The sequence below is a fragment of the Turicibacter faecis genome (assembly GCF_037076425.1).
GTDB lineage: Bacteria > Bacillota_I > Bacilli_A > MOL361 > Turicibacteraceae > Turicibacter > Turicibacter faecis.
On the sequence record NZ_AP028127.1, the window covers coordinates 656,710 to 670,786 of the forward strand.

The 14,077-nt window shown below is 35.5% G+C and carries 13 protein-coding genes; 11 read left to right on the forward strand and 2 right to left on the reverse strand.

The genetic code is table 11. The annotated features are described in order from the left end of the window. Positions 1-2: 2 nt before the first annotated feature. Positions 3-902: a hypothetical protein gene (locus AACH31_RS03145; protein ID WP_338617896.1), complete on the reverse strand. Its 900-nt coding sequence runs from the start codon at positions 900-902 to the stop codon at positions 3-5. 272 nt (positions 903-1,174) lie between these two features. Here AACH31_RS03145 and AACH31_RS03150 point away from each other — a divergent pair, with 272 nt between their 5' ends. The 11 genes from AACH31_RS03150 to AACH31_RS03200 all read left to right on the forward strand — a co-directional run bounded on the left by AACH31_RS03150 (position 1,175) and on the right by AACH31_RS03200 (position 13,273). Next, positions 1,175-1,621: an NUDIX domain-containing protein gene (locus tag AACH31_RS03150; protein WP_338617897.1), complete on the forward strand. Its 447-nt coding sequence runs from the start codon at positions 1,175-1,177 to the stop codon at positions 1,619-1,621. Between the two features lie 88 nt (positions 1,622-1,709). Next, entirely contained in the window at positions 1,710-2,771 is a 1,062-nt protein-coding gene (locus tag AACH31_RS03155) for a DNA cytosine methyltransferase (RefSeq protein WP_338617898.1), read from the forward strand. Beyond that, a complete protein-coding gene (locus AACH31_RS03160) occupies positions 2,761-3,816 on the forward strand; it encodes a DUF262 domain-containing protein (protein ID WP_338617899.1) in 1,056 nt (351 codons plus the stop codon). Before AACH31_RS03155 ends, AACH31_RS03160 begins: the two co-directional genes overlap by 11 nt. 1 nt (position 3,817) lies before the next feature. Next, on the forward strand, positions 3,818-4,486 hold the full coding sequence (locus tag AACH31_RS03165; protein ID WP_338617900.1) for an MAE_28990/MAE_18760 family HEPN-like nuclease: 669 nt from the start codon (positions 3,818-3,820) through the stop codon (positions 4,484-4,486). Between the two features lie 1,028 nt (positions 4,487-5,514). Further along, entirely contained in the window at positions 5,515-6,294 is a 780-nt protein-coding gene (locus tag AACH31_RS03170) for an HNH endonuclease (RefSeq protein WP_338617901.1), read from the forward strand. 587 nt (positions 6,295-6,881) lie between these two features. Beyond that, on the forward strand, positions 6,882-7,088 hold the full coding sequence (locus tag AACH31_RS03175; protein WP_161832648.1) for a DUF1659 domain-containing protein: 207 nt from the start codon (positions 6,882-6,884) through the stop codon (positions 7,086-7,088). A 20-nt stretch (positions 7,089-7,108) separates the two neighbouring features. Beyond that, complete coding sequence (locus AACH31_RS03180; RefSeq protein ID WP_161832649.1) at positions 7,109-7,351, forward strand: DUF2922 domain-containing protein; 243 nt, start codon at positions 7,109-7,111, stop codon at positions 7,349-7,351. 852 nt (positions 7,352-8,203) lie between these two features. Further along, positions 8,204-9,670, forward strand: coding sequence for a hypothetical protein (locus AACH31_RS03185; RefSeq protein ID WP_338617902.1), 1,467 nt, complete (start codon positions 8,204-8,206; stop codon positions 9,668-9,670). 134 nt (positions 9,671-9,804) lie between these two features. Continuing rightward, positions 9,805-10,527, forward strand: a complete 723-nt coding sequence (locus tag AACH31_RS03190) for a metallophosphoesterase (protein WP_338617903.1) — start codon at positions 9,805-9,807, stop codon at positions 10,525-10,527. 45 nt (positions 10,528-10,572) lie between these two features. Further along, positions 10,573-11,016 (forward strand): HD domain-containing protein, encoded by a 444-nt coding sequence (locus AACH31_RS03195; protein ID WP_338617904.1) that lies wholly within the window; start codon positions 10,573-10,575, stop codon positions 11,014-11,016. Next, the gene (locus tag AACH31_RS03200) at positions 11,000-13,273 is read left to right on the forward strand and encodes a DUF3427 domain-containing protein (protein WP_338617906.1); all 2,274 of its coding nucleotides are present in this window, start codon (positions 11,000-11,002) and stop codon (positions 13,271-13,273) included. Before AACH31_RS03195 ends, AACH31_RS03200 begins: the two co-directional genes overlap by 17 nt. A 390-nt stretch (positions 13,274-13,663) precedes the next feature. On the opposite strand, the gene AACH31_RS03205 is transcribed toward AACH31_RS03200, so the two are convergent. Continuing rightward, positions 13,664-14,056, reverse strand: a complete 393-nt coding sequence (locus AACH31_RS03205; RefSeq protein ID WP_161832651.1) for a (deoxy)nucleoside triphosphate pyrophosphohydrolase — start codon at positions 14,054-14,056, stop codon at positions 13,664-13,666. Positions 14,057-14,077: the final 21 nt, after the last annotated feature.

Sequence of the window (14,077 nt, forward strand, 5' to 3'; positions counted from 1 at the left end):
TTTTATTCGTAGATAATAGTTGTATCCTTTACATTATTATCGTTTATATCATCTGTTGTTTTAATATTAAGTTGATCTAAAGAGTCTTTAAGGTTTTTAGCTGCTTCATGACCACCATATACAAGAGGTGTTTCAAAGCATAGTTTGTGTGCCAGTTTTCCGTTTTCTACGCACCATTTTACATAAACTGCTAATGGTCGGTTTCCATCATATTTTTGACGAAAAGTCCTGTAATTTAATGCCTTGCATGCGAAGTAGACCTTAGGGTGTTGGATGACGTAATCATCGATTGTGATTAAGGCGTTAACTGCGTCCTGTACATTGTTTATTGGCGCATCTTCAAATAAAATAAAATTAGCAATACCGCTAGCAGGGATTAATTTCCCATTAACGAGCGCATCTCTTTTTTCAATGGATAAGTTCTTTCCAGCATACACATCAACTATTTGGTCATGCGTTAATGATATATCACTACTTAATTCACCACTTTGTTTGTTTAAAAGTTCAAACTTCCAGCCAAGAGTAATAGCACCGGCTTCAGTCCTTTTGAATTTTGTTTTATAAATGAGTGGTCTTTCCTTAAAATTTGTACGTAGGTTCTCGGTTGCAGTTGAAATAATATTACTCCAATTGTCTCCAAAGAGTTGGGCTGCGCGCTCAGCGTTCGTTTTGTTTTCTAAAAAATCAGCATTTTGCTTTTTGAAAGAAATTTTAAACTCCATTCGTTTAGCTGTCATAGTATCTTGTGCTTCAATATAAATATCTGTTTTAGGTTCTCCCTTCTTGCATGTAGGTTTTCCTGATAAGGTTACTTCGTATTGATTATCGTTATACTCAAAAGTTATTCCTGGTTGAAACATATTTAGTATATTTTTTTCACTTTCACCAAATGTTTTTGCCACAATTTTCATCTCCTCTATTTTACTGAAATAGCATCTAATATCTATGCGCTACTTTGTGATGGATCTTTAAAAGCTTTTTTCTATGCACCGTTTCCTTTCTTTGAAATATAGATAATCTGTGATCTATCCTTTAATATAGGATTCTCGGTGGAAAACAGACACTACTTATTTTAGTTTGTATTTACTAATAATAAAAGTAAATTAATGAAAAAGCATCATTTTGTCGAAAAAAGATATATTTTAATTCTCATATTTAAGGTAAGGTGAATCATTTGAATTTAAATAGAACATTAACAGCGACGGTATACGTTATTTATCAAAATAAAGTTTTGCTACATCTTCATAAAAAACATAAGTCATTGTTTCCGGTAGGGGGACATATGTTGCCTGATGAATTGCCCCACGAAACGGCAATTAGGGAAGTCTATGAGGAATCAGGGTTAAGGGTAACTTTGATTGATGATCAAAAGAAATTAGGTATGACGAGAGTAAGTCAGTTGAATAATCCTAGATATACGCTTTTAGAGAATATTGGTAAGGAAGTAGAGAATATCGATTTTATTTATTTTGCGATAGCTGAGTCAGATCGTGTTAAGCCCCAGAAGGGAGAAAGTCGGGATTTATATTGGCTTTCGAGGGAAGAAATCTTAAATAGTTCGGATATGAAAGAACATATTAAAATTATGGCATTAGAGGCATTAACAGCGGTAAAGTGTTAATTTTATAGGGTGCTGTAACTGAAAAGAGGAAATCTTAAAAAGTTTTTAAACGAACAATACGTAAGAGAAAAAAGGAGGAGTGATAAGTTTGACTGTTTCAGTTGTGGATTTATTTTGTGGTATAGGGGGACTAACTAAAGGATTAGAATTTGCAGGATTAGACGTCATCGCTGGAGTGGACATAGATGAAACTTGTCGCTATGCCTATGAAATGAACAATAAATCTAAATTTATTCAAGGAGATGTTAGTTCTGTAGATGTTAATCAAATAAAGGAGTTATATTCAAAAGGTTCGGTACGTGTATTAGTAGGGTGCGCACCCTGCCAGCCATTTTCGAAGTATACCCAAAGGTATCGTAAAGAAGGGCATAAGGATGAGAAATGGAAGCTATTGTATGCGTTTGCTAATATTATTAAGGGTGTAAAACCGGAGGTAATATCAATGGAAAACGTTCCTGAATTAGCTAAGGAAGCTGTTTTTTCGGATTTTTTGAGTTTTTTAACCGACGAAGGTTATCGTTTTTCTTGGAAAATTGTGTATTGTCCGGACTATGGAGTTCCACAGAAACGAAAGCGGTTAGTTTTACTCGCTTCCCTTCTAGGTGATATTGAATTAATTCCGCCTTTATATGAGAAAGAAGAGTACTTAACGGTAAGAGATGCTATTGGAGATCTTCCTGTATTAAAAAATGGAGGACAAGATAGGGAGGATAGTATTCATTGTGTTACCAAACTATCGCAGATCAATTTAAAACGCATTCAGCAATCAATTCCGGGAGGAACATGGCTGGATTGGGATGAGGATTTACGACTACCATGCCATAAAAAAAGTACAGGAAAAAGCTATGGAGCTGTTTATGGTAGAATGGCTTGGAATGAACCATCTCCTACTATAACAACTCAATTTTATGGATATGGTAATGGGCGATTTGGACACCCTGAGCAAGATAGGGCACTTTCATATCGCGAAGGTGCAATTTTACAATCCTTTCCGAAAGATTATAAGTTTATAGGGGAAGAGGAGAGTTTTAATAGAAGAAAGTTGGGCATACATATAGGTAATGCTGTTCCAGTTGAGTTAGGGCGAGCTATTGGGTTGAGTATTTTAAAACATTTGAAAGAGATGGGAGTGGGACTAAGTGAAGAATAAAATTACAGAGGAGCAGAAGGAAAAGGCTAATGCACAAATTAGAGAATTACGTAAAGAGATTGATTATGATACCAGGGACTATTCAATTGATTTTCTAGTAAAGCAATTTGGAGAAAATGAATTTTTTATACCTGACGAGTATCAACGACAATTTGTTTGGGAAAATCAACACAAAACAGATTTTATTGAGTCAATTTTATTGGGGTTACCTATCCCGTTTATGTTTTTTTCAGACACAGATGATGGAAGATGTGAAATTATTGATGGTGCTCAAAGGACTAGAACTTTGGATACGTTCATGGAGAATAACTTGGTATTAAAAAATTTGAAGCTATTAACAAGTTTAGAAAATTTCACTTATGAGGATTTACCTGATTATTTCAAACGGAAATTTAATAAAACTACAATGAGGATCATTGTTTTATCAGATGAAACCACGTTAGAGACTAGAAGAGAAATATTTAATCGTATTAATACTGCTGGGGTTCGCGCGAATAAAAGTGAGGTTCGACGCGGAACCTATTCGGGTCCTTTTATGGATTTTCTTAAGGAGTGTACTAAAAATGAATTATTCATTAGTGTATGCCCCGTAAGTGATAACGGAAAGAAACGTTATGAGGACTTAGAGTTAGTATTAAGATTTTTTGCCTTTTTGAACAATTACCAATCGTTTAATCATCGAGTAGGTGAATTTTTAGATAATTATGTTGAACGGGTACAGGATAGCTTTAATAAAGATGAATTAACAAGAGAGTTTCTTAATATGTTGAGATTTGTAGATAAATATTTTGAGTTTGGGTTTAGAAAAACCAAAAAGGCGAAATCTACTCCTCGAGTTCGTTTTGAAGCTATTTCTGTAGGTGTAGCATTGGCATTAAGAGCGAAACCCGACCTGGTCCCAGCTTCGATGGATTGGCTGGATAGTGAGGAGTTTAAGAAACATACAACAACTCATGCGAGTAATTCCCAGGCGAGAGTAAGAGGACGAATTGAATTTGTAAGAGATATGTTATTAGCGGGGGATAATGATGCAGGAGACTATTGATATGTTTAATGACCGAGTCGAGGAAATAAAGCTATATTATTCCGCATTAGAAAAATTGTATGATTTTAAGGAAATAGAAGAAGAAAATCAAGATTTTCTAAAGGATGATTTTTTAAAGATCTTAAAATCTAATGCATTGTTGATGGTCTATAACCTTGTAGAGTCCACTATTATGGGGGGGATATTAGAGATATATGAAAATTTACACCAAAAGGGTATGACATATAAGATGGTTCGGAAAGAAATACAAGAGATTTGGTTTTCCTATAAATTCAATCAGGTTTATGCTAAAAATGCCCATTTTAATTCATATAAAGGGAAAGCGATGGAGATAATTAATTTTATTTTAGAAGAAACACCCTTAGAACTTGATAGAAAGGCAACGGATATAAGTGGAAATTTAGATGCAGATAAAATAAGGCAAATATGTCAAGAACACGGAATTGTATATAATTTAGATAAAGATAGTCGAGGAGGAATTATTCTTAAAGATGTTAAGGATAAGAGAAATAACCTTGCACATGGGACGATTTCATTTGTCGAGTGTGGGCGTGATTATAGCATGGATGATTTAGATAAAATAAAGCGAGAAACTATTTCCTTTTTGAATAGTATTCTAGAAGGAATGCAAAATTATTACGATAATGAGTTATATCTTTCATCAAGATAAAGGATATTGCGTTTAATTTTAAGGGTAATTTATCTTTAATAGATCCATCTTATCTCAAGAAATGATTCTTTTTCATTTCACTTAAATAATAAAAGGCCTTGCAATGTGATGTTTAGATAATCATCAGATCCCGCTACAATCAAGAACCGAACTAACCATCAATCCATAGACGCCCTACACGGTAGGGGCGCGTGGGATTGTTGGTTAGTTTTTTTTGTTGAAGGAAGGTGCCTACCATTAGAACGAAAAATCCCCTCAATAGTTGCGATTCAACAGTTGAGGGGATTGGTTTTTAATAGGGGATGAATAGTTCGCGCGGCGATCTATTCATTTTGTGTTATAGGAAGGTGTCTTTGGAAAGGTAGACCTTTTATCAAAGCGGTCTTTAATAAAGAATGGCTACAAGATCTATCAGACACGGATGTGATTTGTTATAGGGATTGGTTCGTTAAACAGGACTTTCCTCATTTATAAACCTAGTCTCATTCTCTTAACCCCACCAAGCGATTCCTAACCATTCCACTAAATCGCCAGCAGGCTCTCGAAGGTGTCATGGTTAAATCGCTAAACTGGAATAAGTATAGATATGGATAGGCTAATCATGCATTCGCATCATTAGCCTTTTCTTATTGGATTTATCCCGCTACAATCAAAATAGAACTAACCATCAATCCATAGACGCCCGACAAGGTAGGGCGTGTGGGCTTGTTGGTTAGTTTTTATGTTGAAGGAAGGTACCTTCCAGAAGCGGGAAAAGAAAATCCCCTCAACTGTTGGAATCAACTATTGAGGGGATTAAGTTGTAATAGGGAGAGGAATAGTTCGCCAAGCGATCTATTCCTTTTATGTTATAGGATGATGACTTTTGGTGATAGGGATTGGAGAAGATAGGCGTTATACAGTGGGGTTTTGTATCTAAAAAGGATTTAAATCTTTTTATAAAGTAGGATTGATATGTTCATCTGATTTAAAAGTTGGGAATGATAGGATATAATATTAGATGTTAGTTAGGATAGGGAGTGAGGATGATGCAGTGGATTATTCCATGTGATTTAAATTATTATGACGCGATAAGTGCCTTTTCTAGTTTAAAAACGCTAGATTGGCGACAAAATAACCGGTATGTTGTAGGGGATACTGTGTTTATTTATGCTTCGGCGCCCTATCAAAAAATTATGTTTAAAACGAAAGTTTTAGCAGTAGATCTCATGTACGAGGATACGATTGATGATTTTACTTTTTGGAAAGTACCAGTTGATGAACGGGAGAAAGAGCAAAGGAAATCACGTCGATATGTAAGGTTACAATTAATTAAGTTTTTGGAATGTGACGATTTAGGGCTAGAATCTCTACTGAAGCAAGGTTTAAAAAAAGCACCACAAGGTGCGGTAAAGTGTCAGAATGATAAACTTCAATTAGGTGAATATATTGAGAAATGTTTTGCTCAGGATACTCTGGATGATAAATCGAATGTGATTGAAGAGGATAATTATTACGAAGGAAATAGTATTGAGGTTCAACTTAATAGGTATGAGCGTAGTGTTGAGGCAAGAGAGAAGTGTATTGAATTTCATGGATGCCATTGTAAGATTTGTGGGTTTGATTTTGAAGAAGTGTATGGAGATGCAGGAAGGGGATTTATTCATGTTCACCATATTGTTCCAATATCAGAAGTCAAGGAAGAATATTCGGTAAATTATAAAAAGGACTTAATCCCGGTTTGTCCAAATTGTCATGCAATCATTCATAGAAGAAAAAAACCGTATACTGTTCAAGAAGTCAAGCAACTACTACAAAATAGAAAGTAGGTGTTTGGATAGGCTAATCATGTTTACACATCATTAGCCTTTTCTTATGGGAATAATCCCGCTACAATTAAGAACTAAACGAACCATCAATCCATAGACGCCCTACGTGGTAGGGGCGTGTGGGCTTGTTGGTTAGTTTTTTTATGTCGAAAAAAGATGCATTCCAGTAGCGGGAAAAGAAAAATCCCCTCAATAGTTGCATGGCACTAGCAACAGTTGAGGGGATTAATCAATATTTTTAAAAGGGAGGAATAGAACGCTTGGCGATCTATTCATTTTGTGTTATAGCGGGAGGGCTTTGGTGATAGGGATTTTAATGAAATTTTGAATTATCAATGATTAGAGTATTTCAAGTAATCATCTGTATCTTTTAACAACAAAAATACCAGACATCTAATTTGGGAGAGGATGTCTGGTATAGGGAGTTATATATATTAAATTTGGGATGATTAAATTATAACATGAAAGTATTTACAATGGAAGAAGTATTTTGTCAGAACGTGACTTTTTTGAAAGTGTAAATGGGAATATAATTGAATTATGGGGGATAAAGTCTCCTATAATAATAATGAAAGTGGGGAAATAGTATGAATGATATTTATGATCGCCGATTATCGATTTATTTGAACGTGGGGCTTGATGATGATGGGAAGGATATTATCAAGGCGAAGACGTTTTCTAATGTTCGCTTGGACACAACGGACGAGGAGTTAACAGAGTTTGCACAAAAGTATGTCGCTTTATCATCAGGAGCGAACACGAAAAATGTAGTCGCTGACTACCGTATGCTTTAATTAGAAGGGGGAAATGAAAAATGGCTATGGAAGAAACGTATACATTAACTTGTAAATTTAAAGACACAGAAAATAAGACTCGTACGATTGAGGTGAACAATCCAACTGCGAACTTGACGAATGACAAGATTTTGGATTTCATGAATCACGTCATCGACAGCAACGTGTTAGTCTTGAATGAACTAGATCCGAACTTAAAGTTCGCCAAAATTGATGGCGCGTATCTCACAACTAAAACAGTTGAAGATATTACTTTAGTTTAGTCTAAAAGGCTTGGGGTGATGGTTAGGCTTTCGTACACGTCGTAACCCAGGGTCAAAATTCATGAAGTGGATTTTGTGACCTGGGAAGACTTGAAAGAAAGACTGTCACTCCAAGCTAGATTGCGTAAGGGAGGAAAGTCACTTCGAAAGGAGTGGCTTTTTTTGGTACTTAAAAAGGGTAGTACAGTATTCCTGATTATGTTAGAATAAATAAGCCGTTAGGCAACACATCTATTATCTATCACACTATTTTAAAAACAGGAGTCGGTGAACGATTGCTGTTTTTTAATAGGATGATGGCAAAAGAGTCGATTAACTTTTAAAATATGATATAATAAATAAGAAGGGCCAGCTTTTTATTTACCGTACCAGGGATAACTTATAATCAAAAAACCAGTCAAGTAGCAATCTGCTACCTCACTGGTTTTTTTGCTATTTAAGCCTTGAGTCCTCCTAAAGTGTAGGGATCGTTAATAGTAATGATGAGTTGCCGTTTTAGAGCGGGACGGGGTGAGGGTGTAACATGAGTTAAATTCCCGTTAGTGATAAGATGGATGTGATAGTTGTGATTCAGACAAAGACCGACAGTTGTGATATAATGATTAAGATGATACGAGGTAAGTTCGATATTTTACCATAATTGGAATTGATTTTAGCTTAGAAAAAGATGCTTGCATTTTTCGGTATCATTAGGATTCTTTTAAAAATGGTGGCAACATCATGAGGGTATCCTTTCTATTGGGTGGCTACCAGTGAATTTCTAGAAAGGGTGTTTTTCTTATGTCATCCAATAAAAAGAATAAATCATCAAGAGGGTACTTGATAAATGTTTGAAAAGGAGCACGGATAGTGATGGAAAGACATATTTTAAGAAAGTTTTACTTTCCCTACGCGATTGATTTTATTAAAAAATGGAAAGGCGTAAAAAATTTTGGTTGTTCTTGGGATGGCTTTAAAGGAACAGAAGAAAATAGAGCTGAATTAGAAGAAATAAAAGCGCTTATGCCTGAGAATTCCTCACTTCATAAAGAAATACTACAACTTATTTCTAGAGAGGTGCTAAAAGGGAAGAAAAAGAATGAGACAATTGGTTATGATACGTTGGTTCAATGGATACTAGGTTTTATCGTAGAAATTGATCAGAACTTAGCCAAAAATCGCATGCGGGCATCTCTAGAAATAGAGACGGAATTAGTACGTATAAAGGAAGATATTTTACAAGGAAAATTTTTAAATGAAAATTATTTAGCCCAATTTCCCCCAGTAGCTAGCACTTCTCCTGTTAGAAGATTCGCTTTATATAAATTAGACGAAGATGAAGCTTTTAAAGGAGTAGATTGTGATGTTTCTTTAGCCGCTATCGTAACCTACGCCTTAATGCATGAGTGGCTAATTTATCCTACTATTCAAAAACAAAAGGGATACGCTAGAAAGTATGAAATAAAAAATGGAAGCGGGACTATTTATAAAGGAGATACGATGACATCAGCAGAGATCTTCTTTAAGAAATATCTAACTTGCTTATGGTTCGCCAAATTTGCTTCAGATGCTTCAGGTGTTTCAGATACTTCAGATGTTTCAGATACTTCAGATGTTTCAGATGCTTCAGACGATTCAGATGTTTCAGATGCTTCAGATAAGGAATTTCAATCCCTTTTTGAACGACATGGTAATGCAATTAAAGTTCCAGATGATAAAGATAGCAAGAGGTATGGAGGGTTAAAAGATTATTTATACGATCAAATTATCTCAAATGAGGAGTTTTTAGAAATAATAGAAGGTAGAATAAGTAAGGAAGCAAGAGCCTTTTTAGATAACTATCATAAACCGGGTAATATGATAATTTGCCCCAAAAAATTTAATAAAGAACGAGCAGGTTATCAAGCAAGATATGACACCGTCGATCGAATGCTTTGGGCCATCTATAATTATTTTCAAACTAAAGAAAAACAATATTTAGAAAAGTTATTTAGGAAAGTCGAGGGCAATGATTTAGAAACATCAATAAAAAATTTTGAAAAATGGATGGATGAGGCTAATATTACGAAGTGGTCTGATTTTGTTGGAGATAATTTATTAGATGATTTTGTTGAGAAGGGGACTCAAATACCTATTTCGATGAAAACGGGTAAACCCATCGAAGATTCAGAAGATTATGATCCAATGCCAAAGAGTCTAGATGAATTTGAAAAATTCTTTTCTAATTTAAATCAAAAAATTAAGGCACGTACTAAAAGAATTTATACAGAAATAAAAGACGATGACGAAAAAAAAGAAGATTACAAATTAACGAATGAATCTGAAAATCATTGTGAATGATTAAAGTAATTTCACAGACTCTACTTAACGATTCGATGGAATGACAGTTCAGTAAAGTTTTTAGAATAGGTAAAAAACGTGTTATAATGGGGTATCAATGGACATCTAAAGCGTCAAGAGAAGGAGGTCATTTGATGAAACGTACATTTGTGATAAGTGATATTCATGGTCATCAAGATGCGTTCTTTGACTTATTAAAACAAGTCAATTTTACAGATGATGATTTTTTATATATCTTAGGCGATGTAATTGATCGCGGACCCGATGGGATTTCTTTACTTAGGTCTATCATGAGACAACCGAATATGTATCTCTTACTCGGAAATCATGAGCTTATGATGCTTGAGGTATTTGGTGTGTTAGGGAAAGTATCAGATTCGGAAGAGTTACTTGAAATGTGGGTGCAAAATGGTGGAGCTTTAACGTATCACTCCTTTCTAAAACTCTCTCTACAAGAACAACAAGAATTATTAGACTTTCTAGAAGATTGTCCCTTATATGAGCAGATTACGTTAGAACAAGGAGAATTTTTACTCGTACATGCCGGTATTCGTCCATTACCAGGGCTTCATTGGGAAGACCAACTGAATGCCCAAACGCCTCGGGATCTCTTTGAAATTAGAAAAGAATTTCTTCAATCTCCGTTAACAGAATTTCCACTGACGATTGTTCATGGACATACGCCCACCTTAATGTATCCAAGAATATCGGCCCTTTCTCCTGCAACACGAGGGATTTCTATTGAGCCTAATCGGATTGGGATTGATTGCGGGGCTGCTATGAATGCGCAGTTAGGGCTTTATTGTTTAACAGATGGCTCTTGTTACTATGTAGATATTCCTAAAGTAGAGAGTTAGATGAAGCTTTGAAAGAAAGATAACGATGAATTGGGGGAGGCAAGTATGGAATTACATGAGCAATTAAAAGTCGCCATAGACTTAGCGAATACTTATCACGATGGACAAGTTGATAAAGCTGGGCTTCCTTATATTTTACATCCCTTACACGTGATGAATAATGTCGATGGGCTTGAAGCAAAAATTGTAGCCATACTCCACGACATGATAGAAGATACAGTCATCACAGTTGAAGATTTAATCAGTTATGGCTTTGACTCAAATATTGTAAATGCTATCGTGGCTATAACTAAAGTTAATGGCATTTCTTATGACGATTATTTAAAACGAGTCAAAACTAATGAATTAGCAAGAATAGTAAAACTAGCCGATTTATCACATAATATGGATATAACTCGATTACCAAATCCAACTAAAAGAGACTACCAACGTCTCGAAAAATATAAAAAAGCTTATGAATACTTGATGGATTTTGAATTCAAAAATTAACAAATATATATTTAATCAAAAAAACCAGTCAAGTAGCCACCCGCTACCTCACTGGTTTTTTGTTTTTTCATGGAATATCTATTTTAGGTTTTCAGGAGGTATCGCTACAGGAGCAGGTAAAACGTATATGTCGGCGTTTGATGTGGCGCAAGTGAATCCAAATCGAATGTTATTTCTTGTTCATCGTGAAGATATTTTGTATCGGGCAAAGGAGACGTTTGAATATGTGCTAGGTAAAACGGGTAAGAAAATGGGGATTTATACCTCCAATGTTAAGGAGGTAGAGGCGGATTACTTATTTTCTACTGTCCAAACAATGTCCCGGCATTTTAAAAATTATGCAAGGGATTCTTTTGATTATTTGATTGTTGATGAGGCTCACCATATCGGGGGAGAAACTTATCAGCAGTTGTTAAATTATTTTACGCCAAAGTTTTTATTAGGGATGACGGCAACGCCCGAACGATGTGACGATTTTAATATTTTTGATTGTTTTGATGGGCACGTCGCGTTAGAAGTACGACTTCGTGATGCGCTTGAGCAACGTTTAATTGTACCCTTTCACTATTTTGGGATTCGTGATATCGACGGTGTTGATTTGAGTAATATTAAGGCAGACCAAATTCACGAATTAACTAAACGTTTAAAAGTAAATGAACGTGTTTCTTTTATTTTAGAGCAGATGGATTTATACGGGCATGATGGTCGCTATCGTAAGGGAATTGGTTTTTGCGCAAGTATTGAACATGCTGAGTATATGACGAAGAAATTTAATGAAGCATCAGTTCCGAGTGTCTGTTTAACGGGGAATCATTCTCCGAAAGAGCGCCAGGTGATGATGAATCGCCTAGCTTGCGATGAGGATCCTCTTGAAATGATTTTCACAGTAGATATTTTTAACGAGGGAATCGATATTCCGAGCATTAATACGGTGTTAATGCTTCGCCCAACGCAATCTCCGATTATTTTTATTCAACAGTTGGGAAGGGGACTGCGGAAAAATGAAGATAAAGAATTTTTAACGGTTCTTGATTTTATTGGAAATCATAAAAAGTCCTTTTTAATGGCAATTGCACTTAGTGGAGATCGTTTTTATGATAAGGATAGTTTAAAAGTAGCTGTGGCGACTAACTTTGCGGGACATTTAGGAGATAGTTTTGTCACTTTAGACGCAATTTCTAAAGAGCAAATCCTTAGTCAACTAGAGAACGAAAAATTTAATTCGATGATGTACCTCAAAGAAGCATATGCCGAGTTTAAGCGGATGAAACGCGGGCAGATTCCGTACATGTTATGTGATTATTTAGGGTGTGAGGGAGCCCCCGATCCGTTAGCTTTTGTCAAAAAATCTAAGACATATTTACAGTTTATTTATCAGGTAGAGAAGGATTTATTCTTAGAATCTGTACTAAGTCACGACACCTTTGTAAAGGTTTTAAAGGAGTGGTCATCTCAACTGCCATTAAAGAGACCTTATGAGTTTATTCTCATGAAATATTTGTTAAATCACCGGGAAGTGATGACATTAAACCAGGAACTAGCAACACGGGAAATTTTAAAATATGTGGATTCTGTTTCACCAACAAGTGTCACTCATGCCCTTGAATGCCTCGGACAAACCTATTATGATCTGAGTGATCAGGCTCAATATGTTCAAACATTTGATTGGATAGGTGGGACATTAGTGACCTTACCCGTTTTTAATCAATTACGATCAGTTCCGCATTTTAAAACTTACTTAGATGATGTGTTGACCTATGGTCTTGTTCGTTACCAGGAAGAATTTTCAACCGCTGATTATGGGGACCCTTTTTTAAAGCTGTATGAAACGTATTCTATGCGGGAGGTTGCTAAGGTGGCTAATTATAATAAGAAACATAGTGCCTTTCGTGGGAGCGGCTTGTTGACGTATAAGAATAATTTCTTTTTATTTGTTGAGTTGCATAAAGAAAAAGATATTAAGGAAAGCATTAATTATGATGATCGTCTGACGTCATCTCGGACATTTCAGTGGCAATCTCCAAATAAAACAACCCAGGAGTCTCCGCAAGGACAAAATTTAATTAAAAATGTAGAGCGTCAGATTCACCTGCATTTATTTGTAAGAAAATTTAAAAAACTTGATGGCGATGTTCAGCCGTATATTTATTTAGGAAAAGCCAATACCCTGTCAGCAAGTGGAAATAATCCAATTACTCTTCAACTAGAATTGGAACATGAAATTCCACCACAACTCTATCGCGAACTTAGTTATTAAATGAAATAGAGAGGATGGAGGGCTCATGAAAAATTAACGTTGCTAGCCTCAGTTATTTTGGGTGATTCCAAAAAACGAGGCTAGTGATGGATAAATAAAACGGCTTTTGTAGGTATGTAAAAAAACTAGACGTCCTTCTTATGGAAGGCATCTAGTTTTTTGTAAATTAGTTTGATGATATAAGAAAACAGAGAAAAATCTATTATTTAGGGGGGGGTTAGATTTCTCCTTGGATTGATTTTATTATAGCATATTTTCCACCATTTTCAAGCATCCTTCTACATTTTTTGAGAAAAATAGAGAGAGTTTCCAATGAAAATGATGGAGAGTGTAAGCGATGGGCTAAATGAAAAGACTCTATTCGATTTATTCGAAATAGAGTCTTTTCATTTAATTGTTTAAAAGTCGTTTTACGGCCGGAATATCGGCAGGTGCCCAACGGAGTTTTTCGAGTTGATCGACGTCTACCCACATGAGTTTAGCGTGTTCTTTGGCGATAGGGGTTCCCGAAATTAATTGGCAATCGATCGTTATGAAATGAACAATCAAATTCTCATACTCATGGAAATAGTTGTCTCTTAACTGTAAGGGTTCAATCACGCAATTTAATTCTTCTAAGATTTCACGACGAATGGCTTCATTAAAGGTTTCACCCGGTTCAACTTTACCGCCCGGAAATTCCCAATAGTTTGGGAGTGACATTTGAGGTGAACGAAGGGCGCACAAAATCTGGTTATGTTCATTTTTGATAATGGCAGCGACGACAGGTATAGTTTTTTTCAACGGTTATCAGCTCCTCTTATG

Coding starts and splice junctions, on each gene's coding strand:
- AACH31_RS03165 (WP_338617900.1), top strand. CDS start 3,818: ATGTTTAATGACCGAGTCGAGGAAATAAAGCTATATTATTCCGCATTA.
- AACH31_RS03170 (WP_338617901.1), top strand. CDS start 5,515: ATGCAGTGGATTATTCCATGTGATTTAAATTATTATGACGCGATAAGT.
- AACH31_RS03175 (WP_161832648.1), top strand. CDS start 6,882: ATGAATGATATTTATGATCGCCGATTATCGATTTATTTGAACGTGGGG.
- AACH31_RS03180 (WP_161832649.1), top strand. CDS start 7,109: ATGGCTATGGAAGAAACGTATACATTAACTTGTAAATTTAAAGACACA.
- AACH31_RS03185 (WP_338617902.1), top strand. CDS start 8,204: ATGGAAAGACATATTTTAAGAAAGTTTTACTTTCCCTACGCGATTGAT.
- AACH31_RS03190 (WP_338617903.1), top strand. CDS start 9,805: ATGAAACGTACATTTGTGATAAGTGATATTCATGGTCATCAAGATGCG.
- AACH31_RS03195 (WP_338617904.1), top strand. CDS start 10,573: ATGGAATTACATGAGCAATTAAAAGTCGCCATAGACTTAGCGAATACT.